Origin of the sequence: Methylobacterium sp. J-048, assembly GCF_022829515.1 — a bacterium.
In the GTDB taxonomy this organism is placed as follows: domain Bacteria; phylum Pseudomonadota; class Alphaproteobacteria; order Rhizobiales; family Beijerinckiaceae; genus Methylobacterium.
Window position 1 is genome coordinate 45,390 of sequence record NZ_JAKSYL010000157.1, and the last position, 24,337, is coordinate 69,726.

A 24,337-nucleotide genomic window follows, 5' to 3' on the forward strand; every position below is an offset into this window, starting at 1 on the left:
GGTTCCACTTGTAACCGGCGCGCCGATTGACAGTCCGGACGGACACGACGTCATCTCGACGTTGAGCGCGCGCCACGCCAACCGCCCGGTCAAAAGGCAGAACCATGACGGAGACGAATCCGCCCCGAGCGGGCTCTCGGGAGTCCCACCGCCACCCGTTCGAGACCGGGCTCGACCGGACGCCGGCGAATTACGTGCCGCTGACGCCGGTGAGCTTGCTGGCCCGGGCGGCGGCTTCCGTGGGCGCGCGGGTCGCCATCATCGACGGGGCGCGGCGCCTGACCTACGCCGACCTGTACCGCCGTTGCCGCCGCCTCGCCTCCGGGCTCGCGCGGCGGGGAATCGGGCACCTCGATACGGTGGCGATCCTGGCGCCGAACGTCGCCGAGATGATCGAGGCGCATTTCGCCGTGCCGATGCTCGGCGGCGTGCTGAACCCGCTGAACACCCGCCTCGATCCCGCGACCATCGCGTTCTCCCTCGACCATGGCGGCGCCCGGATTTTGTTCGTCGAAGCCGAATACGGCGAACTGGCCGCCAAGGCGCTGGCCGACCGAGCCCAAGTGATCCTGGTGGTGGAGATCGGTGCCACCGGCATCGCCGGCGCGATCCCCTACGAGTCCCTGCTGGACGAGGGCGACCCGGACTACGCCTGGGCCGGCCCTGTGGACGAGTGGCAGTCGCTCTGCCTGCTCTACACCTCCGGCACGACCGGCGACCCGAAGGGCGCCGTCTACAGCCATCGCGGCGCCTACCTGCAGGCGCTCGGCAACGCGGTCACCTTCGGCCTCACCGGCGAGAGCGCCTATCTCTGGACGCTGCCGATATTCCATTGCAGCGGCTGGTCCTACCCCTGGGCGAGCGTGGCGGCCTGCGCGACCCAGATCTGCCTGCGCAAGGTCGAGCCGGCGGCGATCTTCCGGCTGATCGCCGAGCATGGCGTGACCCACTTGTGCGGCGCGCCGATCGTGCTCTCGATGATCGCCCACGCGCCGGCGTCGGACCGCGTGCCGTTCCGGCAGCGCGTGCGCTGTGCGGTCGGCGGCGCCGCGCCGTCCTCGACCATCATCCGCACCATGGAGAAGCTCGGCTTTCAGGTGACGCATCTCTACGGCGCCACTGAGAGCTACGGCCCGGCCACCGTCTGTCTGGAGCAGCCCGACTGGGCCGACCTGCCGGAGGAGGACCGCTACGCCCGGATGGCGCGCCAGGGCGTGGCGCTCGCGACCGTCGAGGGCGTCGTCGTGGTCGATGCGGCCAGCGACCGACCGGTGCCGCAGGACGGCATCACGGTCGGCGAGATCTGCCTGCGCGGCAACACCGTGATGAAGGGCTATCTCGGCAATCCCGACGCCACGGCGCAGGCGCTCGCCGGCGGCTGGTACCACACCGGCGACCTCGCGGTCTGGCACCCCGACGGCGCCGTGGAGATCAAGGACCGGGCCAAGGACATCATCATCTCGGGCGGCGAGAACATCTCCAGCCTGGAGGTCGAGGAGGTGCTGATGCGCCATCCCGCGGTGATGCTGGCAGCCGTGGTTGCCCGGCCCGACGCTACCTGGGGCGAGAGCCCCTGCGCGTTCTTGGAGATGAAGCCCGGCGCGTCCGCCCCCACCGACCGGGACCTGATCGATTTCTGCCGGGAGCGGATGGCCCGGTTCAAGGTGCCCAAGACGGTGGTGTTCGGCCCTCTGCCCAAGACCTCGACCGGCAAGATCCAGAAATTCGTCCTGCGCGAGCAGGCCCGGGGGCTGTCCAATTCCATCTGACGCAACCTGCCCGACCCTCGCCCTGATCCTGAGGAGCCCGCGCCAGCGTGCTCCTTCGAGGGCTTCGCTTCGCTGCGCCGCCTCAGGATAAGGGGGCGCGTTGAATGTCCCCGGGTTTGACCCTCACGCTCCGGGCTTCGACGGCTTCCAGATGTCGGCGGCGGCCTCGGCGGCAGCGGTGAGGGCGGCGTGCAGCTCCGGATCGGCATCGCGCGCGCCGGTTCGGATTGCCCGGACCAGATCGTCCAACGCGTCATCGCCGGCACCGGCGAGCACCCGCGCGCCGGTCTCCCTCAGCCGATCCGCCTGCGCGATCTCGCGGGCGGCGATGCCGATGGCGTTGGCGACCATCAGGGCGACGTAGCGCGGCCGTCCGGTGAGGCCGGGGACGACTTCGTCCGTCAGCGCCCGGCGGGCGGCGTCGAGGAGCGCGGCGCCGGAGGGTTCGTCCTGCATGCTCAGCTCCAGTGCTCCGGGGCGGTGGCCCGCAGGATCGTGCGTTCGAGTTCCGGCACCATCCGGCCGGTCAGCGCCAGCTCCAGGGAGAATTCCCGGCCCGAGACGTGGCGGGCGCCCTGCTCCAGGGCGATCACCGCCCAGCGCAGATGCGCCAGCACCTCCCAATAGGCGACGCGCGCCGGATCGACCGCCCGTCCGCCCTCCTCCGTGTAGCCCCGGTAGAACGCCGCCCGGGTGCCGATGCCGCCAGCCTCGAGATCCGGCCGGCCGAAGCGCCAGCACGCGGCGCAGAACCAGCCGAGATCCTGCGCGGGATCGCCCCAGCCGGCGAATTCCCAATCGAGGATCGCGGTCAGCCCGGATTCATTCACCATGTAGTTGCCGGTGCGGAAATCTCGGTGCACCAGAGTCGGTGCCGGGCAGTCCGGCGCCCGGACCTCGCCCCAGCGCAGCCCCCACTCGATCGCTGGGCGCTGGGCGCCGATCCCGTCGAGGCTTGCGCGCAGGCGGGCGATCTCGGCCAGCGCCGGCTGCGCCTCGGGCTCCCCGAGGAAGGCGAGCGCAGACGGCAGCTCGCGCGGATCGAGGGCGGCGTGGATCCGGGCGAGCTCGCGGCCGAGCGTCTGGGCCAGACGCTCCCGGTCGCCGCCGAGGGACAGATCCTTGGCGATGCGCGGCCCGAGGCCGACGCCCTCGACCAGGCCCATCAGCGCGAAGGGCGCGCCGACGACGGAAGGGTCGGCGCAGAAGCCGACCGGCTCCGGCACCCGTACCCCCGCCCGCCAGACCGCTTCGAGGATGCCGAACTCCTCCGCCCGGGACCGGCTCGACGCGATGGTCGCAGCCGCGTCCATGCGCAGCACGAAGGCCCGGGTGGTGTCGCCGATCCGGCAGCGGACCAGCCGGTTCTCCTGGATCGAGCCGCCGCCCAGCGGGCGGATCTCCTCGATGGCGAGATCCGGACTGCCGAGAAGCCCGGCGATCCAGTCGCGCAGCCGTGTCTGGTCCATCGGCTAGAGCCCCGACACGAGGTGGCCGCCATCGACCGCGACGACGCTGCCGGTCATGTACGAGCCGGCCTCGGAGGCGAGCAACAGCAGCGGCCCGTCAAGCTCGGACGCTTCGCCGAGCCGCCGCTGCGGCACGCGCTTGATCAGCGCCTTGCCGGGCTCGGAGTCGAAGAACGCGTCGTTCAGCTCGGTGGCGATGTAGCCGGGCGCGAGCGCGTTCACCCGGATCCCGTGGCGGGCCCATTCCAGCGCCAAGCTCTTGGTCAGCTGCACCACCCCGGCCTTCGACGCGGCGTAGGCCGCGAGCCCGCCGGTGACGCGCAGGCCGAGGATCGAGGCGATGTTGACGATGCTGCCGCCCGCCCCGTGCCGGACCATGCGCCGCCCGGTCGCCTGCGCCACCAGCCAGACGCCCTTGAGATTCGTGTCGAGCACGAAGTCCCAGTCGGCCTCGTCCAGGTCGAGGGCCGGCTTCGTGGCGGTGACGCCGGCGTTGTTGACCAGCACCGAAACGGGGCCGAACCGCGCCTCGGCGGCGTCGAGCGCCCGCTCGACGCTCGCGGCATCGGTCACGTCCATGACGATGGCGTGCGCCTCGCCGCCGCCCTGTTCGACACGGGTGACGGTCTCGGCGAGCGCGTCGGCGCGGCGAGCGCAGAGCGAGAGGCGGGCGCCGGCCTTGGCCAGCGTTCCGGCGAAGTGGCGGCCGAGGCCGCTCGAGGCGCCGGTGACCAGCACGTGCCGGCTGGTGAGATCGAACAAAGCCGCCATCTCAGTGCAGCCGCTCGATCGCCATGGCGATGCCCTGTCCGCCGCCGATGCACATGGTGACGAGCCCGTAGCGGCCGTTGACCCGGGCCAGCTCGTAGAGCGCCTTCACGGTGACGATCGCCCCCGTGGCCCCGAGCGGATGCCCGAGCGCTATGGCGCCGCCGTTCACGTTGACCTTGGCGGGGTCGAGGTCGAGGGCGCGGGAGACCGCGCAGGCCTGAGCCGCGAAGGCCTCGTTGGATTCGATCACGTTGAAATCGGCGGCGCGCAGGCCGGTCCGTTGCAGAAGGCGCTGCACCGCCGGGACCGGCCCCATGCCCATCTCGGACGGGTCGACCCCGGCATGGGCGTAGCCGACGATCCGGGCGAGCGGCCGCGACCCGTCGCGCTCGGCCGCGGCAGCGCTCGCCAGCACCACGATCGCGGCACCGTCGTTGAGGCCGGACGCGTTGCCGGCGGTGACGCTGCCGGTCTTGGAGAAGGCCGGACGGAGCTTGGCGAGATCCTCGGCGCTGGTCGCCTTCGGGTGCTCGTCGGTGTCGAACGCCACGGTCTCGCGCTTGCGCTGGACCTCGACGGCTAGGATCTGATCGCGGAACCGCCCCTCGCGGATCGCCGTTGCGGCGCGGGCCTGGCTCTCGGCGGCGAAATCATCCTGCATGGCCCGGGAGATGCCGTAGCGCTCGGCGACGTTCTCGGCCGTGACGCCCATATGGCCGTGGCCGAACGGGTCGTTGAGCACGCCCACCATGTAGTCGACCAGGGCGGCGTCGCCCATGCGCTGGCCGAAGCGGCCGGTCTTCAGCAGGTGCGGCGAGCGGCTCATGCTCTCGGCGCCGCCGGCGACCGCAACTTCGGCATCACCGAGCATGATCGCCTGCGCGGCCGAGACGATCGCCTGCAGGCCGCTACCGCACAGCCGGTTGACCGTGAGCGCCGGCACCGCCTCAGGCACCCCGCCCTCGATCGCCGCGACCCGGGCGATGTAGGCGTCCCGCGGCTCCGTCGGGATGACGTGGCCGAGCACGACATGGCCGACCGCCTCAGGGGCGGTCCCGGAGCGCTTCAACGCCTCCGCGACGCATTTCGCCGCCAGCTCGGCCGGCGGGATCGCGGCGAGCGAGCCCCCGAAGGTGCCGATCGCGGTGCGAACCGCACCGGTGATCACGACATCGGTCATTTGTTTTGGACCTTTCCTATCGTCGGCTAACCGCCGATCAAGGCGTTCCCATTGCCGATTTTTATTCGTCACGGCCGGATGAGCAGACAAACGGTCATCCCACCAGCGCCCTCATCCTGAGGTGCCCGGCGATCGAAGATCGCTGGGCCTCGAAGGAGCCTTCCAGCCCGCCGCGATCCCTGGAGGCCTCCTTCGAGGCATCCGCTGCGCGGGCGCACCTCAGGATGAGGGGGTGGGTTGGAGGTTCACGTCACGGATGAAACCACGCCGGTCACGCCTCGACACCCCAAGTCCAAAACGAATCGCCCTCGGTTTCGAGATTGCGATTGAGCACCATCTTGTGGACTTCGTCGGCCCCGTCCACCAGCCGGGCCTGGCGGGCGTAGCGGTAGATCCACTCCAACGGCGTGTCGGTGGAATAGCCCCGAGCGCCGTTGATCTGGATCGCGATGTCGGCCGCCGCGTGGACCAGGTTGGCGACGTGGACCTTGGCCATCGAGACCTCCTTGCGGGCGAAGCTCCCCTGGTCGAGCGCCCAGGCGGCCTTCATCACCAAAAGCCGGCCGATCTCGATCCGCATGGCGAGGTCGCCGAGCATCAGCTGGATGCTCTCGCGGTCGGCGAGCCGGATGCCGAAGCCGTGGCGCTCGCCCGCATAGGCCCGGGCGATCTCGACGCAGCGCTTCGACAGGCCGAGCCAGCGCATGCAATGGGTCAGCCGCGCCGGGCCGAGGCGGATCTGGGTCAGCTTCAGGCCGTCACCCTCGTTCATCAGCACGTTCTCGGCCGGGATCTCCAGCCCGTCGAACAGCAATTCGCAATGGCCGCCATGCTCCTCCGGACCCATGATCGGGATCCGGCGCAGGATCTCCCAGCCGGGCTGGTCCTTGTGGAACAGGAAGGCGGTCAGCCCCTTGCGGGCATCGTCGGAGGTACGCGCCATCAGGATGAAGTGGGCGGCCTCCTCGGCCCCGGTGATGTACCATTTGCGGCCGGTGACCACGTAGGTGTCGCCCCGCCGCTCGGCCCGGGTCTGGATCATGCCGGGATCGGAGCCGCCGCCGGGATGCGGCTCGGTCATGGCGAAGGCGGAGCGGACCCCGCCGCGCACGATCGGGGCGAGCCAGCGCTCTTTCTGGGCCGGGGTCGCGACCTTCTCCAGCACCATCATGTTGCCGTCGTCGGGGGCGGCGGAATTGAACACCACCGGCCCGAAGATCGAGCGGTTCATCGCCTCGTAGCAGACCGCCATGCCGACCTTGTCGAGCCCGGCCCCGCCGGTCTCGGGCTTGAGCTGGAGGCACCACAGGCCCTCCGCCTGGGCGAGCCCGCGCAGCCGCGCCAGCTCGGCCAGGCCGATATTGCCGTGCGCGTCATAGGCCGACCGGTCCGCCTCCACCGGCAGGATATGCGCCTCAACGAACGCCGCGATCCGCGCGCGGTAATCCTCGACGCGGCGGGAGATGGTGAAATCCATGGTCGCGGGCTCCGGCAGGGCGCGGTGTAAGGGACGTTATCGGCGGCCGAACAGCCGCTCGATGTCGGAGAGCTTCAGCTCGATCGAGGTCGGGCGGCCGTGGTTGCACTGGCCGGAATTGGGCGTCGCCTCCATCTCGCGGAGCAGGGCGTTCATCTCCTCCGGACGTAGGCGCCGTCCGGCGCGGACCGAGCCGTGGCAGCTCATGCGCGAGAGCACCGCGTCAAGGCGCCGGCCCAGTGGGCCGCCCTCGGTGGCGGGTGCGCCGCCCTCCTCGTCGCCGCTTGCTTCCAGCGCGTCGAGGATGTCGGTGACGAGGTCGCGGATCGAGGCGCCGATCAGGGCCGCCGGCACCTCGCGCACCAGCACGGCGCCGGTGCCGAAAGCCTCGATGGTGAGACCGAGCCGGTCGAGATCCGGGGCGGCGGCGACCAGGCGCTCGGCCGCGTCCGGGCTCATCTCGACCACGTCCGGGATCAGCAGGCCCTGGCGGGCGATGCCGCCGCGGGCCCGCTCCGCCTTCATGCGCTCATAGACCAGGCGCTCGTGGGCGGCGTGCTGGTCGACGATCACCAGGCCATCCTTCGTCTGGGCCAGGATGTAGGTCTCGTGGATCTGGGCGCGGGCCGCGCCGAGCGGGTGGTCGACGGCCTCGGCCGCCTCGGCCATCGGGCGGACATCCGCCTGGGGCGGAGCCGCGTGATCCACTGGCCGCTCGAACAGGGCCTGAGCGGCCTCGCCGAAGCCCTGCCCCTCACCGAAGACCGGTTCCGGCGCCTCCTCCGTCAATTCAGGGGCCGGTCGCCAACCCTCCGGCCGGCGATAGCCCGCGGGGGCCGCCACGGACGGCGTGCCCGCCGGGAAGAAGCTCGGCCGGGCCGACCGGAACAGGCTCGGCGCGGCGGCACCGGTATGGGTGGCCAGCGCAGGGCCGGCGGGGCGCAGGGCGTCGAGGGTCCGGCTGGCGCCGGTGGTGGCCGAGCGGGCGCCGCCCCGGCGCAGGGCGTCGTGGATCGCGCTCACCACCAGCGCCCGCACCAGGCCGGGCTCGCGGAAGCGCACCTCGGTCTTGGCCGGGTGGACGTTGACGTCGACGTGGTCGGGATCGCAGGCGATGGCGAGCCCGAGCACGGGGTGACGGTCGGAGGCCAGGGTATCGGCATAGGCCCCGCGGACCGCGCCGAGCAGCAGCCGGTCGCGTACCGGGCGGCCGTTGACCACGAGATGGATGTAGCCGGCCGCTCCCCGGTGATAGGTCGGCAGGCCGACATGGCCGGTGACCCAGAAGCTCTCGCGGATGAGCGATACCGGCAGGGCGTTGGCGGCGAAATCTGGCCCGAGCACCGCGGTCAGGCGACGCAGTTCCGCTTCCGGCCCGGTTTCGGCGGGCAGGAGCAGCGGCTGGCCGGCATCCGCCTTCAGGGTGAAGCGGATCCCGGGCTGGGCCACGGCGAGCCGCCGCAGGGTCTCGGCGATGGCGGAATTCTCGGCACGGTCGGACTTCAGGAACTTCAGCCGGGCCGGCGTCGCGGCGAACAGCTCGGTCACCTCGATCCGGGTGCCGCGCTGGGCCGGGGCCGGGCGGACCGGACCTTTGAGGCCGGCCTCGACGATGAGGCTCGCCCCGGCTTCCGCGCCCTCGGGACGGGTGGTGATGGCGAGCCGCGATACGGCGCCGATCGAAGGCAAAGCCTCGCCGCGGAAGCCCAGCGTGTCGATGGCCGAGAGGTCGCCGCCCGGCAGCTTCGAGGTGGCGTGGCGCTCGACGCACAGCGCCAGATCCTCCGGGCTCATGCCGCGGCCGTCGTCGACCACCCGGATCAGCCGGCGGCCGCCATTCTCCACCACCACGTCGATGGTGCGGGCGCCGGCATCGATGGCGTTCTCGACCAGCTCCTTCACGGCCGAGGCCGGACGCTCCACCACCTCGCCCGCGGCGATGCGGTCGACGAGGATCGGGTCCAGGCGGCGGATGACGGGATGGGGGACGGACATCGGGGGCCACGATAGCCCGGGGGCCGCGGCGCTCCTAGAGCCTCATGCCACCGCGGCGCTCAGGCGCGACTGCCCGAGCCGCCGAGGCTGACGCGGTTGCCCGCCGGCCGGGCGCCGTGGCTCGGCGCCTTGTAGGGCCGGCGCGACGCGTCGTAGAGGGCGTTGCCGACGAGGCCGGCGGTGCGGCGCAGCGTGGCCCCGTCGCAGGTGGCAGCCACCCGCACGCCGATCTCGTGGGTGTGGCTGCGGCCGTACAGCCAGACGGCGAGCCGCGCCCGGGTCGCCTCCGGGATGCCGTCGAGGATGTAGGACGCCGTATCCGCGTCGGCCTTGATCAGGCGGCCGACGGTTTCGGGCGGAATCGGGCAATCCACCGCGGGATCGTCGATGCTCAGTGGCTGGGTCTTCGTCATGGTCAAACCTGTCAGCCTGGGAACTGCAGGTTGAGCCGCCTTGGTTAACGAAGGGTCAACGACGCCGGTCGGGCGCCGCACTGCGACATTTCAGAGCGGCTTGCGGATCAGCTTGGCCACGAGCCCGACGATGCCCTCGCGGAACAGCAGCACGCAGAGCACGAAGACGCAGCCCTGGATGATGGTCACCCAGGCGCCGAACTGCGCGAGGTAGGTCTCCATGGTGACGATCACCAGCGCGCCGACGATCGGCCCGAACACCGTGCCCATGCCTCCGACCAAGGTCATCAGCACCACCTCGCCCGACATCGACCAGTGGACGTCGGTGAGCGAGGCGAGCTGGAACACGATCGCCTTGGTCGAGCCCGCGAGCCCGGCCAGCGTCGCCGAGAGGACGAACACCGCGAGCTTGTACTGGTTGGCCCGGTAGCCGAGCGAGATCGCCCGGGGCTCGTTGTCCCGGATCGCCTTGAGCACCTGCCCGAACGGCGAGTGGATGATCCGGTAGATCAGCAGCATCCCGGCCATGAAGACCACGCAGACGAGGCCGTACATCGCCCGGTCGTCGGCGAGGCTGAACACCCCGAACAGGTTGCCCCGCGGCACCGCCTGGATGCCGTCCTCGCCGCCGGTGAACTTCGCCTGCAGGGAGAAGAAGAACGCCATCTGGGCGAGCGCCAGGGTGATCATCGAGAAATAGATGCCCTGGCGCCGGATCGCGAGCGACCCGAACACCAGGCCGAACAGGGCCGCCGTGGCGGTGCCCGACAGGATCGCCAGTTCCGGGGTGAAGCCGAGGCTCTTTGCCGTGTAGGCGCAGAGATAGCTCGCCATGCCGAAATACGCGGCGTGGCCGAACGAGAGGAGGCCGCCGTAGCCGAGCAACAAGTTGAAGGCGAGCGCGAACAGCGCGAAGCACAAAACCTTCATCAGGTAGACGGGATAGAGCACCATCGGCGCCGCGATCAGCAGCAGCGCGATGCCGACGAAGATCATCCGGTGCAGCGCCTTGTCGTCACGGCGCGTCGGCAGCGCGGCGGCGATCGGGGCGACGTCGATGGCGGCGGTGTCGGCCATTTGGATCGAGCCTCTGATCTCTATCAGGCCGTGCGCCCGAACAGGCCGGCGGGTTTGACGAGCAGCACCAGCACCATGATCACGAAGATCACGGTGGCCGAGGCCTCCGGGTAGAACACCTTGGTCAGGCCCTCGACCAGGCCCAGCGCGAAGCCGGTGATCACCGAGCCGATGATCGAGCCCATGCCGCCGATCACCACCACGGCGAAGACCACGATGATGATGTCGGCGCCCATATTCGGGTTCACCGAGTAGATCGGCGCCGCGAGCACGCCGGCGAAGCCGGCGAGCGCCACGCCGAACCCGTAGGTCAGGGTTAGGAACAGCGGCACGTTGACCCCGAAGGCCTGGACCAGGGTCGGATTCTCGGTGGCCGCTCGGAGATAGGCGCCGAGCTTGGTCTTCTCGATCACCAGCCAGGTGGCGATGCAGACGGTGAGCGAGGCCACCACCACCCAAGCCCGGTAGTTCGGCAGGAACATGAACGGCAGGCGCTGCCCGCCCGACAGCTCCGGCGGGATCGCGTAGGGGAGCCCTGAGACGCCGTACTGGTTGCGGAACAGGCCCTGGATGATCAGCGCCAGCCCGAAGGTCAGGAGCAGCCCGTAGAGGTGGTCGAGCTTGTACAGCCGGGCGATCAGCACCCGCTCCAGCACGACCCCGAAGATCCCCACCACCAGCGGCGCCAAGCCCAGCGCCCACCAGTAGCCGAGCCCGACATAGGTCAGCAGCATCCAGGCCACGAACGCGCCCATCATGTAGAGCGCGCCGTGGGCGAAGTTGATGATGTTCAACAGCCCGAAGATGATCGCGAGCCCGAGCGACAGGATCGCGTAGAACGAGCCGTTGATCAGGCCGAGCAGCAATTGCCCGAACAAAGCCTGGGTCGGCACGCCGAAGATCATGGACATCGGGGTCTCCTCATGGCCGTCCTGCGTGCCGGACCCGCACCGTCAGCCCTTCACCAGCGGGCAATTGCCCTCGTTCAGCGGCCGGAAGACCTGGTCGCCCGGGATGGTCTCGAGCTTGTTGTAGAGGTCCCACTCGCCCTTCGACTCGGCGGGCTTTTTGACCTCGAACAGGTACATATCGTGGATCTTGCGCCCGTCCGCGCGGATCGTGCCCTTGCCGAACAGCGGATCGTCGGTGGGGATGGACTTCATCTTGGCGACCGTGGCGGCGCCGTCGGCGGTGGACTTCGTCTCGGTCACCGCCTTCAGGTAGTGCAGCACGTCCGAATAGACGCCGGCGTGGTTGGCGGTGGGCTTGGAATTGCCCTTCATCTGCTTGGAAAACCGGTCCGAGAAGGCCCGGGTCTGGTCGTTCAGGTCCCAGTAGAACGGCTCGGTGAGCACGAGGCCCTGCGCGACCTTGGTCCCGAGCGAGTGCACGTCCGAGGAGAACACCAAAAGGCCGGCGAGCGCCTGGCCGCCCTCGGTGATGCCGAACTCGCCGGCCTGCTTGATCGAATTGATCGTGTCGGTGCCGGCATTGGCGAGCCCGATCACCTTGGCGCCGGACCCTTGGGCCTGGAGCAGGAACGAGGAGAAGTCCGAGGTCGGGAATGGAGTCTTGACCGAACCGATGACCTTGCCGCCGTTCTTGACGATCACCGCGCTGGTGTCGCGCTGCAGGGTCTGGCCGAACACGTAGTCGGCGGTGAGGAAGAACCAGGTGTTGCCGCCGCGCTTGACCATGGCGCCGCCGGTGCCGTTGGCGAGCGCCACCGTGTCGTAGACCCAGTGGATCGTGTTCGGCGTGCATTGCGAGCCGGTGAGGTCGGCGGTGCCGGCGCCGGTATCGATGAAAACCTTGTTCTTCTCCTTGGTCACCTGGCTGATCGCCAGCGCCACCGAGGAGGTCACGCCGTCGGTAATCATGTCGACGCCGTCGCGGTCGTACCATTGCCGCGCGATGCCGGCCCCGACATCGGGCTTGTTCTGGTGGTCGGCGGAGACGATCTCGACCTTCAGCCCGTGCTCGGCCGGCTTGAAGTCCTCAACCGCCAGCTTCGCGGCGACCACCGAGCCTTCGCCGCTGATATCGGAATAGGCGCCGGAGCGGTCGCCCAGGATGCCGATCTTCACATTCGTCTGCGCGCTCGCACCGCCCATCATCAGGGCACCGGCGAGGGCAGCGAGGGACACGGACCCGATGAGACGTCCGACCATGGTCTTCCTATCCTCCAGCGGCGCAGCGGGTCCCGCCTGCCGAGTGTCCGACGCCGTTCTCCGGCGTTTATTTGGTATTGATCGCCTGACTCAGACGCCGAGATAGGCGTGAAGCTTGTCGATATTGGCGTCAAGATCGGCGTTGGGGATCATGTCGATCACCCTGCCCTGCTCGATGACGAAGTGCCGGTCGGCCAAGGTCTGCGCGAAGCGGAAATTCTGCTCGACCAGCACGATGGTGTAGCCCTGGGACTTCAACTGCTGGATCGTCCGGCCGATCTGCTGGACGATCACCGGGGCGAGACCTTCGGTGGGTTCGTCCAGCAGGATCAGCTTGGCGCCGGTCCGCAGGATGCGGCCGATGGCGAGCATCTGCTGCTCGCCGCCCGAGAGCTTGGTGCCCTGGCTGCCCGCGCGCTCCTTCAGGTTCGGGAACAGGGTGTGAATCTCGGCGACCGTCATCCCGCCCGGCTTCACCCGGGGCGGCAGCATCAGGTTCTCGTGGACCGTGAGGCTCGCGAAGATGCCGCGCTCCTCCGGGACGTAGCCGAGGCCCAGCCGCGCGATGTTGCGCGAGGCCATCCGGATGGTCTCGACGCCGTCATAGACGATCGAGCCGGCGCGCCTGCCCAGGATGCCGATGATCGCCCGGAGCGTGGTGGTCTTGCCGGCGCCGTTGCGGCCGAGCAGCGTGATCACCTCGCCGGCCCGGACATCGAGATCGATGCCGTGGAGCACGTGGCTCTCGCCGTACCAGCCCTCCAGCCCGCGCACGGTCAGCAGGGCATCCGTCGCCGCTTCCGGCACGGGATTCTTCACGGCGGTGTCAAGCATGTCCCGCCCCGATATAGGCCTCGACCACCCGCGGATCCTTCGAGACGGTGGCGTAATCGCCCTCGGCCAGGACCTGGCCGCGGGCCAGAACGGTGATGCGGTCGGACAGCGACGCCACCACCGAGAGATTGTGCTCGACCATCAGGATGGTCCGGTCCTTCGAGACCCGGCGGATGAGCTGGGCGGTCCGATCCACGTCCTCGTGGCCCATGCCGGCCATCGGCTCGTCGAGGAGCAGCATCTCGGGATCCAGCGCCAGGGTGGTGGCGATCTCCAGCGCACGCTTGCGGCCGTAGGACAGCTCGACCGCGAGGACGTCGGCGAACTCGGACAGCCCCACCGCCTCGACGAGCGCCAGGGCCTCGCCGTCGAGCGCCCGCAGCACCTTCTCCGGCCGCCAGAAATCGAACGAATCGCCTCGGAGCCGGCGCTGGAGCGCGATCCGCACGTTCTCGGTTACCGTCAGGTGCGGGAACACCGCCGAGATCTGGAAGGAGCGCACCAGGCCGAGCCGAGCCACGTCGGCCGCCCGCATCCCGGTGATGTCCCGATCCTTGTACCGGATTGTGCCGGCGGTCGGGATGAGGAACTTGGTCAGCAGATTGAAACAGGTGGTCTTGCCGGCGCCGTTCGGGCCGATCAGCGCGTGGATCGTCCCGCGCTCGACTTCCAGCTTGACGCCGTTGACGGCCCGGAATCCTTTGAATTCCATCGTCAAGCCATCGGTCGCCAGGATCACGTCCCGTGCCAAGCGCGTCCCTCCCGCGTATGATTTATTGCCTGCCATATCGCCGATCCGGCCGTGAACAGTCCATCGCAAACGCTCGGCGCGACGGGACAATCCCCGGCTCATGATATGCTGATGGTTCCTGGCCTGGGATCAGACGTCTGATCCGCGGAGTCCAATCCCGGCTTCTTGTCCCGGCGGCCCTTGCTCGACCCGTTGCCAAGGCCCTATAACTCAGACAAATGACGAACAGGGAGGGGCGCGCATGGTCGGCCGAGCGGCCTATATCGCCGTCGACTGGGGGACCACCAACCGGCGCGCGTACGCGATGACCGCGGACGGCGACGTGGTCGACACCCTGCAGGACGATCGCGGTGTCCTCGCGCTGAGCCCCGCCGAGTATCCCGACGCGATCGCGAGGCTGCGGGACCGCTTCGGCGCGCGGACGGTCGTCGCGGCCGGCATGGTCGGATCCACCCGCGGCTGGCGGGAAGCCCCCTACATCGATGCGCCCGCCACGCTGCAGGCTCTCGCGGGTGCGAGCCTCGCAGTTGCGCCCGACGTCCGGATCATCCCCGGGGTCGCGCTCAGGACCGGCCCGCGTCCCGACGTGATGCGCGGCGAGGAGGTCCAGGTTCTCGGCGCGATCAGAACCGGCGCGGCATCGCCGACGGCCCTGTTCTGCCAGCCCGGCACGCACAATAAGTGGATCGAGACGGTGGACGGCGCGATCACGGATTTCGCCACCGTCATGACCGGTGAACTCTTCGCCCTGGTCCGCACCCACGGCATCCTGGCGGGCATGCTGGACGGCCCGGTGGCGGACGGTGCCGCCTTCAGGGATGGGCTCCGCCGCGGGCGCGAGGCGTGCAACCTCGCGGCCGCCCTATTCGAGGTCCGGGCCGGCGTGCTGCTCGACCGGCTGACCCCGGCGGACGCCGCCGCCTATGCCAGCGGGCTCATGATCGGCGCGGATGTCGGGACGCGCACCGATCTCGGCGACCGCCCGGTCCACCTGCTCGGCGGGGGCGCCCTGGCCGCGCTCTACACGGTCGCGATCACGGAAGCCGGCGGCCGCGCCGTGACGGTTCCGGACGGGTCCACGACGGCCGGCATCCACGCCATCTGGAGTTTGCGGGCATGACGATCCTCGATCGATTTGAAGTGGCCTTCGCGGCCTGCCCCCTGGTGGCGATCCTCCGCGGGCTCACGCCCGACGAGGCGCCGGCCATCGGCGACGCGCTGGTCGAGGCCGGCTTCACCCTGATCGAGGTGCCGCTCAACTCGCCGGAGCCGCTGAAAAGCATCGCGCTGCTGGCCGAGCGCTTCGCCGGGCGCGCCCTGGTCGGCGCGGGCACCGTCCTGACGCCTGCCCAGGTCGCGGACGTTGCGGCGGCGGGCGGGACCCTGATCGTCTCGCCCAACACCGACGCGGCGGTGATCCGCGCGACCGTCGCTGCCGGCCTCGTGTCGTTGCCCGGCTACCAGAAGCCGAGCGAGGCGTTCGCCGCCCTCGCGGCCGGCGCCACTGCCCTGAAACTCTTCCCCGCGGATATCGCCACACCGGCGGCGCTCAAGGCGCACCGGGCGGTGTTCCCGTCCGGCGCCCGCGTGCTCGCCGTCGGCGGCGTCACCCCGGACAGCGTTTCCACCTGGCGACAGGCGGGCGCGGTGGGCTTCGGGCTCGGCTCGAACCTCTACCGTCCCGGTAAGCCGGCGGCCGACGTCGCCCGGGACGCGGCGGCCTTCATCGCGGCGATCGGGGGATCGGCATGAGCGCGCACGGCCTGTTCGCATCGGGGGCAGCGGTCCGGCGGGCGGCGCGTCGGCGACGTCTCTTCAGCGCCCTTCTGGCGGTCGCGACGGCTGCGGCGCCCTCCGGCCTGCAGGCCCAGACCAGCCGCTTCGTGCCGACGGCTTCCGGCAAGCCGGCCCTGGAGGTGGACGGCCAGCCGTTCCTGACTCTCGGCATCCAGCTGAACAACTCCAGCGGCTTCCCGGCGGAGCTGAAGAAGCTGGGCCCGGCCATCGCCCGGACGCATGCCAACGTGGTCATGGTCCCGGTGAGCTGGCAGCTGATCGAGCCCGAGGAGGGCACGTTCGACTGGTTGGTGGTGGATGGCGTGCTGGCCGAGGCGCGGGTACAGAAACTCCGGCCGACGCTGCTGTGGTTCGGCACCTGGAAGAACGCCACCATGAGCTACGCCCCGGCCTGGGTGAAGCGCGATGTCCGGCGCTTCCCCCGGGTCGTCTCCGCCACGGGCGCCGCCATCGACGTACTCAGCCCGATCGCAACCGCCAGCCGCGACGCCGACGCGCGCGCCTTCGCTGCCCTGGTGGCGCATCTGGCCGCGGTGGACGGGGCGCAGCACACGGTCATCATGGTTCAGGTGGAAGAACGAGGCGGGCACGCTGGGCGCCGACCGCGACCATTCCCCGGCGGCCGAGGCGCTGTTCCGCGGTCCCGTCCCGGCCGACATGCCGGGCGCCAAGCCGGGAACTTGGAGCGAGAGCTACGGCGTGGACGCGCCGGAGGCGTTCATGGCCTACCACACCGCCAAGTATATCGGCGCCGTCGCGGAGGCTGCAAAACGCGCCTATGCGCTCCCGCTCTACGCCAATGTCTGGCCGCGCGAGCAGCCGGGGCTCCTGCGCCCGGGCGACAGCTCGCCGTCGGGCGGCGCGGTCTCCTGGCTGCTGCCGCAATGGCGCGCGTTGGCGCCGGCCATCGACGTGGTCGGGGTCGACAATTACGACACCAACATCGCCCCCTATATCGAAATCGCGCGGGCCTACGACATTCCGGGCAATCCTCTGTTCGTGCCGGAGACCGGGGCGACGATGGCCCATGCCCGCCACGCCTTCTGGACGCTGGCCCAGCCGCACGCGCTCGGCATTTCCCGGTTCGGTCTCAGCGTGGATTCCGGCCTCAAGGACGGTCGGCCCGCGGAAGAGCCGATCGCGGTGGATTATCGCCTGCTCGACGGCATCGCCCCCTTCCTCCTGCCGCTGCGTGATGCCGGTCAGGTACGCGTCGCGATCGAGGAGGACGGCCTCGCCAACGTGCCCGGGGCGTTCGACGGGGTCGATTTCGTCGCCCGCTTCGGCGAGGTGAAGGACGTCTATGGCGGCAAGCGCGGCCAGGGGAATCCCGATCTGTCGGGCCGGGTGATCGTGGCGCGCGCGGCGCCCGACCGCTTCCTCGTCACCGGCGCCTCGGCCAATGTCATCTTCGCACCCAAGCTCGGCCAGCCGGGCGCGATCGAGCTGGTCACGGTCGAAGAGGGCCATTTCGAGAGCGGTCGCTGGGTGCGCGAGCGCCTGCTCAACGGCGACGAGACCGCCTTCGGGCTGGTCCTGCCCCCCGAAGGCCGGTCCATGATGGTGACCGTGCTGGCGAATCGCTGACCCGGCGCATCGCGCCCGGATTCGCGCGGCTCCCGTGACGGCGCCCCTGCCCCTGTCTATGAGCTTGCCCGGGCGGACAGCGCGGGAGCGAGCGAATGACGGACGCGGGCATTGGGCAGGCGGACGGCCTCGACGATCTGGAGACGCCCTGCCTGCTCCTCGATTCGGACAGGCTGACGGCCAACGTCGCTGGGATGCGGGCACGGCTCGACCGGCTGGGCGTGTCGCTGCGCCCGCACCTGAAGACCGCCAAGTCCTTGGATGTCGCCCGCATCGCCATGGCGAGCCCGTCCGGCCCGGCCACCGTCTCGACCCTGCGGGAGGCGGAGTACTTCGCCGAAGGCGGCGTCCGAGACCTGATCTACGCGGTGGGGATCGCGCCGCAGAAGCTCTACCGGGTCGGGGCGATTCGACGGCGCTGGGGCGCGGATCTGGCGATCGTCCTGGATTCGGTCGAGCAGGCCGAGGCCGTGGCGGCCTGGGGCCGCGGCCACGGCGATCCGCTGCCGGTGCTGATCGAGGTCGACGCCGACGGGCATCGCTCGGGCGTGGATCCCCGTGACGCGGATACGCTCGTGGCGATCGGCCGAACGCTCGCGGAGGGCGCGTCCCTGCGGGGCGTGCTGCTGCATGCCGGCGACAGCTACGTGCTGACCGATCCGCCGGCCCTGATCGCAGCGGCGGAGGCCGAGCGGCAGGCCGCTCTGGGGGCCGCCGCGATCCTGCGCGACGCTGGCCTGCCCTGCCCGGTGGTCAGCGTCGGCTCGACCCCCACGGCGCGCTACGCGGAGGATCTGGACGGCATCACCGAAGTCCGGGCCGGCGTGTTCATGATCGGCGACCTGTTCCAGGCCGGCGTCGGCTCCTGTGGGATCGACGACATCGCGCTCAGCGTCCTCACCACGGTGATCGGCCACCAGCGGGACAAGGGCTGGATCATCACGGATGCCGGCTGGATGGCGCTGTCACGCGACCGCGGCACGGCAAGGCAGGCGATCGATCAGGGTTACGGCATCGCCTGCGACCTGGCGGGACGCCCCTACCCGGACCTGATCGTGCGGGACGCGAACCAGGAGCATGGCATCCTGGCCCTGCGGCCGGGCTCATCGGCAGCCCGCCCGGATCTTCCGATTGGGTCGCGCCTGCGGATCCTGCCGAACCACGCCTGCGCCACCGGTGCCCAGCACGACCGCTATCATGTCATCGCCGACGGCCGGCTGACCGGCGCGGTCTGGCCGCGCATCAACGGCTGGTAGGGCCCGGTCTTCAGGGCCGGTTCGAGACCGTCCGCACCGGGCGATCGGATTGGTCCATCACCACGCGGCAGCCGGCGCTGAGGTTCGGCCGCTGCTGGCGCAGGCAGACCGTGATCGCGGCCACGTTCGGGATCTGCGAGGCGCAGAGGCGCATGACGTCCGGCGTGCAGGCCGCACGGTCGGCCCGGGATTCCGCCAGCGCCGGCGCCGCGCCGACGATCAGGGCGATCAGAGCGAACGAAGCGGATTTCATCGAAACGGATCCTTTGACAGGTGCGTAGACGGCCCGAACGGCCAAGCCTCGATGTGCGGCGAAACGCTGGGAGCGGCCGAAATATCCCCTCGGCAAGCGCCCTATTCTGTCGCACCGACCGCGATATGCGATGTGCGTCCGCGTGCCGATGGCTACGGCGGCGAAGAGCAGCCGGCGTGGTTAGGGCCGCGGACCCGGCGTGATCGCCCCGGTCGCGGCGGGCTCGGCCAAGGCCGCAGCGGCGTGGGCCGGCGCTTTCTGCCGGTCGAGCTTGTCCGCCGAGACGAGAGCGGCCGCAATCAAGGCCGCCACCGCCATCGTTGCCTTCACAACCTCCCAGGTCCGCGCAAGCATGGCTGATTCCCAATGGCGTCACAGCATCTTGAGCAGATCAGCCTGGGGCGAAGCTGTTCAAACTGCGTGCCGCGCGCCGGCTGATCGATCCGTGACCTCACGATCTTCAGCCCCGACCCTTCCCAAAACCTTTCCACGTCGGTTTCCAGAAACCATCCGCGGGAACGTGATGCATCCACGCCTCACCGCGGAGCGGCCTCCGCGGCTTCGGTGGCCAGCGCCTCGAAGACCAGCGCGTGCCGGAGCGCCAGGGCCTCCACGTCGGAGGTGTATCCGCCGCCGATCACCGCCACGAGCGGGATGGAACGCGCGCGCGCCTGGGACACCACGAATCGGTCCCGGGCCAGCAGGCCGGCATCGCTGAGGCAGAGCCGCCCGAGCCGGTCGTCGCGGTGCGGATCGACCCCGGCATTGTAGAAGATCAGATCGGGGGCCAGGGCGTCGAGGAGCGGCGGCAGACGGGCGCGCAGCACCTCCAGATAGCCGGCATCGTCGAGCCGGTCGGGCAGGCCGATATCGAGATCGCCGGCGATCTTCTGGGCCGGATAATTGTTCTCGCAATGGATCGAGAGGGTGAACAGCTCCGGGCAGAGCGCGAGGCAATCCGCCGTGCCGTCCCCCTGATGGACATCGCAATCGACCACCAGGACCCGCCGGACCGCGCCCTCCGCCTGCAAGGTCCGGGCAGCCACCGCGACATCGTTGAGCACGCAGAAGCCGGCGCCTTGCAGGCGCCGCGCGTGGTGGCTGCCGCCGGCCGCGCTGCCCGCCAGCCCTTCCGCCAGCGCCAGCCGCGCGGCTAGGAGCGTCCCGCCCACGGAGGCGCGCGAGCGGCGGACCAGGGCCGCATCCACCGGCAGGCCGATCGCCCGCTCGATCTCCCGGGGGACGGCGACGCCGAGGACCGCGGCGACGTAGGCGGGATCATGCGCGTTGATCAGAATCTCCGCGGTCGCCAGTTCTGGCGTGACGAAGCCGAGCGGCGCCAGCCCTTTGGCGACCAGCGTCTCCGCGAGCAAGCCGTATTTGCGCATCGGAAAGCGGTGCCCGGCCGGTAAGCTCGATTCGTAGGCCGGGTGGAAGGCGATGGGCGGGATCACGCGGGCCGTCTCATCGCTCGGTGACAAGCGTCCGACCGGCCGAACGCCGCGACAGCCCCCGAGCACCCGCTTCGCAGATCGCGAAGCGGTCGAGCCGGTTCACGGCATCGTTGGAACGTCCCGGGCGTGTGGCGTCGCGCATCGCGTGGACATAGCGCGGCAAGCGGCCGGATGGCAGGGAAGCGCGACTGCGGCGCTTGAGCCCGCGTTCGATCGGGATGGTTCGCGGCTCGCAGATCCTGCGGCTGCCGTGATCACGCGGCCCGTATCTCGATCGGTCAATACCGCCCGCGTCAGGCGGGATCCGGCCGCCGGATACGCGCCCGTTCGGCGCCGCTCTGGGCGATCAGAGCCGCGATCCCGATCCCGGCAGCCCCCGCGCCGACGATCGCGGTCGCGGTCAGCCCGAACGCTGCGACGACGCCACCTCCCACCAGGGAGCCGAGCGCGATCCCCGCATTGAACCCCGCGATGTTGAGGCCAGCGGCCGAGGCCAGCGCAGTGGGGGCGCGGCGCTCGGCGAGGCCGATCACCCGCGCCTGCAGAGCCGGGACGGCGGCGTAGGTCAGGGCGCCGAGCGCCGCGACCAGCACGGCCATGGCGGGGGTCGAGCGTGCCGCGAACCCCATGGCGGCGAGGATGACTGTGAGGCCGACCAGGACGATCAGCACCGCCCGGTCGGGACCGAGCCGGTCGGTCATCCGCCCTCCGGCGACGTTGCCGATCGCGGCGGCGACCCCGTAGACCAGCATCATCGCGCCGACCCACGATGCGTCCATGCCCGTGACCTGAATGAGCAGCGGCGCGATGTAGGAGAACAGGCAGAACGAGCCGGTATAGGCGAGCACCGTGATCAGCGCGGCGCCGAGCAGCCGGCTATCGAGAAGCGCCGTCAGGTTGTGGATGGCGTCGCGGGCGCGGCCGCCGTCGCGGCCATCGGGCATCAGGGCCAGCAGGCCGACGAGACCGATCGCGCCGCAGGCCGCGACCGCCATGAAGATCGCCTGCCAGGTCCAGAGGCCTCCAAGCCAGGTGCCGATCGGGACGCCGAAGGCCAGAGCCAGGGTCAAGCCGCCGAACACCACCGCGACGGCGCTCCCGGCCCGTTCGGGCCCGACCAGTCGGGTCGCGGCGCTGGAGGCGACGGCGAGGAAGACGCCGTGTCCCAGGCCCGATCCGAATCGGGCGGCGAGCAAGGACGGCAGGTCGGCCGACAGTCCGACGAAGGCGTTGCCCAGCGTGAAGACCAGCATCGCGGCGACGAGCAGGTGCTTGCGGCTGAGCGGCGCGGCCAGCGCCGTCAGGATCGGCGCACCGATGGTGGCGCCGATCGCGTAGGCGGCTACGGCCGCGCCGACCGCGCTGACATCGACCTTCAAATCCGCCGCGATGGCGGAGACCAGGCCGATGGTGACGAATTCGGTGAAGCCGAGCGCGAAGGCCGACAGCGCGAAGACGTAGACGACGAACGGCATCCGGGTGGCGGTGGAGGTTGCCATGGCGATCCCCTCCCTCGGTCAGCGGGCCGCGGCGCGGAGCGCGTCGAGCGTCAGTTCCGCGGCGCGCGTCGAGGAGGCCGGGTTCTGCCCGGTGACGAGACGGCCATCGGCGATGGCGAAGGGTTGGAAGTCCGCGCCGCATTCGTAGCGCGTGTCGAGCTCGCGAAGCCGCGTCTCCAGCAGGAACGGGACGGCCTCGGCCAGCCCGGCCGCGCGCTCCTCGCTATTGGAGAAGCCGGTGATGCGGCGCCCCGCGACCAGGGGCTTGCCGGCAGCGTCCTTGGCCGAGACCAGCCCCGCCGACCCATGACACACGTCGGCGACAACTCCACCGCTCGTCCAGACCGTGCGCAAGGCCGCTGATAAAGCGGCGCTGTCCGGCAGGTCCCACATCGTGCCGTGGCCGCCGGGCAGGAACACGGCCTGATAGGCCGAAGCATCGACCGCCTCCACCGGGATCGTCGATCGAAGGGCGGTTGTCGCGGCGGCGTCGCCGAGAAAGCGATCGACGCTCGCCGGGTTCTCACCCTTCGCCCTGACTGAGCGCGGATCGATCGGCGCAGAACCGCCCAGGATTGAGGCCAATGTCACCGCGACGCCGGCATCGACAAAGATGTAGTAAGGCGTCGCCAGTTCTTCGAGCCATAGGCCGGTCGGCTCGCCGGTCTTCTCCATGACGGCACTGGACGTCACCACGATCAGAATTTTGCGCTCGGCAGGCATCGGCGAACCCCCGTTGTTCGGATTGGACAGTGCCGAACTCTCAACGGCGATAGAAATTATTCCTTTTGCTTCAAGCCATCAGAAATCTTATGGCTTTAGGGGCGATGAACCATCTGCCCTACCTTCGGACATTCCTTGAGATCTACCGCGCCGGTTCGTTGACCCGAGCCGCCGAACGCTTGGGGATGACCCAGCCGGCCGCCTCCGGACATCTGTCCGCCCTGGAGGCGATGCTCGGGAAGCCGCTGTTCCTGCGGCAGGCCCGGGGCGTGAGACCGACTGCGGCCGCCGACGACCTCGCCCACGCCATCGCCGCGAGCCTCGATCACGTCGAGGCGACCATGAGCGCGGCGCTCGCCCGCTCGCATTGGCTCACCGGGACGGTGCATCTGATCGGGCCGGCCGAGTATCTCTCCGCCCGTATCGCGCCGCTGCTGATGCCCCTCGCCGCGGAGGGGCTCCGGTTCCGTATCCAGACGGGCAATCGCGAGCGCATCTATGCCGGGCTGGACGGGGGCCACGCCGACCTCGCCGTCACGGCGTCCCGGCCGGATCCACAGCGTTACGGCTTCGCCGACCTCGAGACCGAGCGGCAGATGCTGGTGGCCGCACCCGCCTTTGCCGCGCGGGCGAAGGGAAGACGCGTGACCGCGGACTTCCTCGCCGCCCTGCCGAGCTTGGCCTATGACGAGACCCTGCCGCTCATCCGACCGTATTTCGAGCACGTCTTCGGCGAGTGGCCCGACATGCAGGCGATCGCGACGGCGCCGGATCTGCGCATCCTGCTCGGCATGGCAGAGGCCGGGACCGGCTGGACCGTCCTGCCGGATTACATCTGTGCCGATGCCCTGGCGACGGGGCGCCTAATTGATCTGTTTCCCACGAAAACCGGTCCGGACAACAGGCTCTATCTCGTCTGGAACAAGGCCGCGCTGCGTCATCCCCGCGTCGTCCACGTGCGCGACCGTCTACTCCAGGCGATCGGCCGGGCGTCTCCGGTCCGGGTCGGCGATCCGGCGCGATGAGGTCGAACCGCGGGTCGCTGATTTGATAGGATGGTGCGGGTAGAGGGAATCGAACCCCCACGCCTTGCGGCTGGCGATTTTGAGTCGCCCGCGTCTACCAATTCCGCCATACCCGCGCGCGTTGCGCTCTTCGCACAGGTGCGGCGTCGAGGCCAAGGGTGTTGGTGCGGTTTTTTTGCCGACTCGGACCGATCTGGCCATGGCGCGGCGCCTATGCTCAAAGGGCGGCCGTTTCTTCACGATCTGGAAGTTGTATGCTCCGCCGTCTTTACGCGTGGATCCTCGCGCTCAGCGGCAGGCCCTCCGCACCCTACGTGCTCGGGGCCGTGGCTTTCGCCGAGAGCTCGTTCTTCCCGGTCCCGCCGGACGCGATGCTGGTGCCGATGGCGGTCAGCCGTCCGGACCGGGTCTGGCTCTACGCCACGATCGCCACGGTGGCGTCGGTGCTGGGCGGCCTGGTCGGCTACGCGATCGGGGCGCTGCTGTTCGACTCCGTCGGCGAATGGCTGATCCGCCTGTACGGGCTGCAGAACTCGGCCGCGACCTTCCAGGATTCCTACGCCCGCTACGGCCATTGGGTGATCCTGTTGAAAGGGCTCACCCCGATCCCCTACAAGATCGTCACGATCACGTCGGGCTTTGCCCATTACTCTCTGTTCTGGTTCACCGTGCTGTCGGTCATCACCCGCGGGGCCCGGTTCTTCATCCTGGCCGGTTTGCTCGGGCGCTACGGCCTCCAGATCCGCGGCGTGCTCGACCGCCATCTCAACGCGGTCGTGGCGATCTCGGTCGCCGTCGTCGTGCTTGGTTTCCTGCTGTTCAAGGTCATCCTGTAA

General features: G+C 70.0%; 24 protein-coding genes and 1 tRNA gene. 7 read left to right on the forward strand and 18 right to left on the reverse strand.

Features of this window, described 5'->3' with window-relative positions:
• Positions 1 to 104: 104 nt before the first annotated feature.
• Positions 105 to 1,769, forward strand: coding sequence for an AMP-binding protein (locus tag MKL09_RS15750; protein WP_244021554.1), 1,665 nt, complete (start codon positions 105 to 107; stop codon positions 1,767 to 1,769).
• 123 nt (positions 1,770 to 1,892) lie between these two features.
• On the opposite strand, the gene MKL09_RS15755 is transcribed toward MKL09_RS15750, so the two are convergent.
• From MKL09_RS15755 to MKL09_RS15810, 12 genes are all read right to left on the reverse strand, one after another.
• Complete coding sequence (locus tag MKL09_RS15755) at positions 1,893 to 2,225, reverse strand: DUF6285 domain-containing protein (protein WP_244021555.1); 333 nt, start codon at positions 2,223 to 2,225, stop codon at positions 1,893 to 1,895.
• 2 nt (positions 2,226 to 2,227) lie between these two features.
• Entirely contained in the window at positions 2,228 to 3,238 is a 1,011-nt protein-coding gene (locus MKL09_RS15760) for a phosphotransferase family protein (RefSeq protein WP_244021556.1), read from the reverse strand.
• A gap of 3 nt (positions 3,239 to 3,241) precedes the next feature.
• Positions 3,242 to 4,009 (reverse strand): SDR family NAD(P)-dependent oxidoreductase, encoded by a 768-nt coding sequence (locus tag MKL09_RS15765; RefSeq protein ID WP_244021558.1) that lies wholly within the window; start codon positions 4,007 to 4,009, stop codon positions 3,242 to 3,244.
• A 1-nt stretch (position 4,010) separates the two neighbouring features.
• On the reverse strand, positions 4,011 to 5,189 hold the full coding sequence (locus MKL09_RS15770) for an acetyl-CoA C-acyltransferase family protein (protein ID WP_244021560.1): 1,179 nt from the start codon (positions 5,187 to 5,189) through the stop codon (positions 4,011 to 4,013).
• A 271-nt stretch (positions 5,190 to 5,460) separates the two neighbouring features.
• Entirely contained in the window at positions 5,461 to 6,666 is a 1,206-nt protein-coding gene (locus MKL09_RS15775) for an acyl-CoA dehydrogenase family protein (RefSeq protein ID WP_244021562.1), read from the reverse strand.
• A gap of 36 nt (positions 6,667 to 6,702) precedes the next feature.
• Positions 6,703 to 8,661 (reverse strand): DNA mismatch repair endonuclease MutL, encoded by a 1,959-nt coding sequence (mutL, locus tag MKL09_RS15780; RefSeq protein ID WP_244021565.1) that lies wholly within the window; start codon positions 8,659 to 8,661, stop codon positions 6,703 to 6,705.
• Between the two features lie 59 nt (positions 8,662 to 8,720).
• Complete coding sequence (locus MKL09_RS15785; RefSeq protein WP_244021567.1) at positions 8,721 to 9,074, reverse strand: hypothetical protein; 354 nt, start codon at positions 9,072 to 9,074, stop codon at positions 8,721 to 8,723.
• A 90-nt stretch (positions 9,075 to 9,164) separates the two neighbouring features.
• Positions 9,165 to 10,151 carry a branched-chain amino acid ABC transporter permease gene (locus MKL09_RS15790; RefSeq protein WP_244021569.1) on the reverse strand — a complete coding sequence of 329 codons (987 nt, stop codon included), beginning with the start codon at positions 10,149 to 10,151 and terminating at the stop codon, positions 9,165 to 9,167.
• 23 nt (positions 10,152 to 10,174) lie between these two features.
• The gene (locus tag MKL09_RS15795) at positions 10,175 to 11,062 is read right to left on the reverse strand and encodes a branched-chain amino acid ABC transporter permease (RefSeq protein WP_244021577.1); all 888 of its coding nucleotides are present in this window, start codon (positions 11,060 to 11,062) and stop codon (positions 10,175 to 10,177) included.
• 42 nt (positions 11,063 to 11,104) lie between these two features.
• Entirely contained in the window at positions 11,105 to 12,322 is a 1,218-nt protein-coding gene (locus tag MKL09_RS15800; RefSeq protein WP_244021579.1) for an ABC transporter substrate-binding protein, read from the reverse strand.
• A 90-nt stretch (positions 12,323 to 12,412) separates the two neighbouring features.
• The gene (locus tag MKL09_RS15805; protein WP_244021581.1) at positions 12,413 to 13,156 is read right to left on the reverse strand and encodes an ABC transporter ATP-binding protein; all 744 of its coding nucleotides are present in this window, start codon (positions 13,154 to 13,156) and stop codon (positions 12,413 to 12,415) included.
• Positions 13,149 to 13,907 (reverse strand): ABC transporter ATP-binding protein, encoded by a 759-nt coding sequence (locus MKL09_RS15810; protein ID WP_244021583.1) that lies wholly within the window; start codon positions 13,905 to 13,907, stop codon positions 13,149 to 13,151. The genes MKL09_RS15805 and MKL09_RS15810 overlap by 8 nt, the downstream gene beginning before the upstream one ends.
• Before the next feature lie 241 nt (positions 13,908 to 14,148).
• Here MKL09_RS15810 and MKL09_RS15815 point away from each other — a divergent pair, with 241 nt between their 5' ends.
• The 4 genes from MKL09_RS15815 to MKL09_RS15830 all read left to right on the forward strand — a co-directional run bounded on the left by MKL09_RS15815 (position 14,149) and on the right by MKL09_RS15830 (position 18,547).
• Positions 14,149 to 15,027, forward strand: a complete 879-nt coding sequence (locus tag MKL09_RS15815; protein ID WP_244021585.1) for a 2-dehydro-3-deoxygalactonokinase — start codon at positions 14,149 to 14,151, stop codon at positions 15,025 to 15,027.
• Positions 15,024 to 15,659 (forward strand): 2-dehydro-3-deoxy-6-phosphogalactonate aldolase, encoded by a 636-nt coding sequence (locus MKL09_RS15820; RefSeq protein WP_244021587.1) that lies wholly within the window; start codon positions 15,024 to 15,026, stop codon positions 15,657 to 15,659. The genes MKL09_RS15815 and MKL09_RS15820 overlap by 4 nt, the downstream gene beginning before the upstream one ends.
• Positions 15,660 to 16,361: 702 nt before the next feature.
• Positions 16,362 to 17,291, forward strand: a complete 930-nt coding sequence (locus MKL09_RS15825; RefSeq protein WP_244021589.1) for a DUF5597 domain-containing protein — start codon at positions 16,362 to 16,364, stop codon at positions 17,289 to 17,291.
• A gap of 95 nt (positions 17,292 to 17,386) precedes the next feature.
• Positions 17,387 to 18,547, forward strand: coding sequence for a DSD1 family PLP-dependent enzyme (locus MKL09_RS15830; RefSeq protein ID WP_244021591.1), 1,161 nt, complete (start codon positions 17,387 to 17,389; stop codon positions 18,545 to 18,547).
• A 10-nt stretch (positions 18,548 to 18,557) separates the two neighbouring features.
• On the opposite strand, the gene MKL09_RS15835 is transcribed toward MKL09_RS15830, so the two are convergent.
• The 5 genes from MKL09_RS15835 to MKL09_RS15855 form a co-directional block, all read right to left on the reverse strand.
• Positions 18,558 to 18,800, reverse strand: a complete 243-nt coding sequence (locus tag MKL09_RS15835; RefSeq protein WP_244021592.1) for a hypothetical protein — start codon at positions 18,798 to 18,800, stop codon at positions 18,558 to 18,560.
• 180 nt (positions 18,801 to 18,980) lie between these two features.
• Entirely contained in the window at positions 18,981 to 19,154 is a 174-nt protein-coding gene (locus MKL09_RS15840) for a hypothetical protein (RefSeq protein WP_244021594.1), read from the reverse strand.
• A 182-nt stretch (positions 19,155 to 19,336) separates the two neighbouring features.
• Complete coding sequence (locus tag MKL09_RS15845; protein WP_244021596.1) at positions 19,337 to 20,254, reverse strand: histone deacetylase; 918 nt, start codon at positions 20,252 to 20,254, stop codon at positions 19,337 to 19,339.
• Positions 20,255 to 20,547: 293 nt separating this feature from the next.
• Positions 20,548 to 21,753, reverse strand: coding sequence for an MFS transporter (locus MKL09_RS15850; RefSeq protein ID WP_244021598.1), 1,206 nt, complete (start codon positions 21,751 to 21,753; stop codon positions 20,548 to 20,550).
• Between the two features lie 18 nt (positions 21,754 to 21,771).
• Entirely contained in the window at positions 21,772 to 22,476 is a 705-nt protein-coding gene (locus MKL09_RS15855; protein ID WP_244021600.1) for a type 1 glutamine amidotransferase domain-containing protein, read from the reverse strand.
• A 104-nt stretch (positions 22,477 to 22,580) separates the two neighbouring features.
• Here MKL09_RS15855 and MKL09_RS15860 point away from each other — a divergent pair, with 104 nt between their 5' ends.
• On the forward strand, positions 22,581 to 23,501 hold the full coding sequence (locus MKL09_RS15860) for a LysR family transcriptional regulator (RefSeq protein WP_244021602.1): 921 nt from the start codon (positions 22,581 to 22,583) through the stop codon (positions 23,499 to 23,501).
• 31 nt (positions 23,502 to 23,532) lie between these two features.
• On the opposite strand, the gene MKL09_RS15865 is transcribed toward MKL09_RS15860, so the two are convergent.
• Positions 23,533 to 23,617: transfer RNA gene (locus MKL09_RS15865), tRNA-Leu, on the reverse strand.
• 138 nt (positions 23,618 to 23,755) lie between these two features.
• Between MKL09_RS15865 and MKL09_RS15870 the strand changes: the two genes are divergently transcribed.
• Complete coding sequence (locus tag MKL09_RS15870; protein WP_244021604.1) at positions 23,756 to 24,337, forward strand: YqaA family protein; 582 nt, start codon at positions 23,756 to 23,758, stop codon at positions 24,335 to 24,337.

Excerpts from the sequence above, each read along its gene's own strand:
- mutL (WP_244021565.1), bottom strand. The coding sequence starts at position 8,661 with ATGTCCGTCCCCCATCCCGTCATCCGCCGCCTGGACCCGATCCTCGTC.
- MKL09_RS15835 (WP_244021592.1), bottom strand. The coding sequence starts at position 18,800 with ATGAAATCCGCTTCGTTCGCTCTGATCGCCCTGATCGTCGGCGCGGCG.
- MKL09_RS15870 (WP_244021604.1), top strand. The coding sequence starts at position 23,756 with ATGCTCCGCCGTCTTTACGCGTGGATCCTCGCGCTCAGCGGCAGGCCC.
- MKL09_RS15765 (WP_244021558.1), bottom strand. The coding sequence starts at position 4,009 with ATGGCGGCTTTGTTCGATCTCACCAGCCGGCACGTGCTGGTCACCGGC.
- MKL09_RS15850 (WP_244021598.1), bottom strand. The coding sequence starts at position 21,753 with ATGGCAACCTCCACCGCCACCCGGATGCCGTTCGTCGTCTACGTCTTC.
- MKL09_RS15795 (WP_244021577.1), bottom strand. The coding sequence starts at position 11,062 with ATGTCCATGATCTTCGGCGTGCCGACCCAGGCTTTGTTCGGGCAATTG.
- MKL09_RS15775 (WP_244021562.1), bottom strand. The coding sequence starts at position 6,666 with ATGGATTTCACCATCTCCCGCCGCGTCGAGGATTACCGCGCGCGGATC.
- MKL09_RS15855 (WP_244021600.1), bottom strand. The coding sequence starts at position 22,476 with ATGCCTGCCGAGCGCAAAATTCTGATCGTGGTGACGTCCAGTGCCGTC.
- MKL09_RS15770 (WP_244021560.1), bottom strand. The coding sequence starts at position 5,189 with ATGACCGATGTCGTGATCACCGGTGCGGTTCGCACCGCGATCGGCACC.
- MKL09_RS15790 (WP_244021569.1), bottom strand. The coding sequence starts at position 10,151 with ATGGCCGACACCGCCGCCATCGACGTCGCCCCGATCGCCGCCGCGCTG.
- MKL09_RS15840 (WP_244021594.1), bottom strand. The coding sequence starts at position 19,154 with ATGCTTGCGCGGACCTGGGAGGTTGTGAAGGCAACGATGGCGGTGGCG.
- MKL09_RS15830 (WP_244021591.1), top strand. The coding sequence starts at position 17,387 with ATGACGGACGCGGGCATTGGGCAGGCGGACGGCCTCGACGATCTGGAG.
- MKL09_RS15750 (WP_244021554.1), top strand. The coding sequence starts at position 105 with ATGACGGAGACGAATCCGCCCCGAGCGGGCTCTCGGGAGTCCCACCGC.
- MKL09_RS15755 (WP_244021555.1), bottom strand. The coding sequence starts at position 2,225 with ATGCAGGACGAACCCTCCGGCGCCGCGCTCCTCGACGCCGCCCGCCGG.
- MKL09_RS15825 (WP_244021589.1), top strand. The coding sequence starts at position 16,362 with ATGCCGGGCGCCAAGCCGGGAACTTGGAGCGAGAGCTACGGCGTGGAC.
- MKL09_RS15805 (WP_244021581.1), bottom strand. The coding sequence starts at position 13,156 with ATGCTTGACACCGCCGTGAAGAATCCCGTGCCGGAAGCGGCGACGGAT.
- MKL09_RS15785 (WP_244021567.1), bottom strand. The coding sequence starts at position 9,074 with ATGACGAAGACCCAGCCACTGAGCATCGACGATCCCGCGGTGGATTGC.
- MKL09_RS15860 (WP_244021602.1), top strand. The coding sequence starts at position 22,581 with ATGAACCATCTGCCCTACCTTCGGACATTCCTTGAGATCTACCGCGCC.
- MKL09_RS15820 (WP_244021587.1), top strand. The coding sequence starts at position 15,024 with ATGACGATCCTCGATCGATTTGAAGTGGCCTTCGCGGCCTGCCCCCTG.
- MKL09_RS15815 (WP_244021585.1), top strand. The coding sequence starts at position 14,149 with ATGGTCGGCCGAGCGGCCTATATCGCCGTCGACTGGGGGACCACCAAC.
- MKL09_RS15760 (WP_244021556.1), bottom strand. The coding sequence starts at position 3,238 with ATGGACCAGACACGGCTGCGCGACTGGATCGCCGGGCTTCTCGGCAGT.
- MKL09_RS15800 (WP_244021579.1), bottom strand. The coding sequence starts at position 12,322 with ATGGTCGGACGTCTCATCGGGTCCGTGTCCCTCGCTGCCCTCGCCGGT.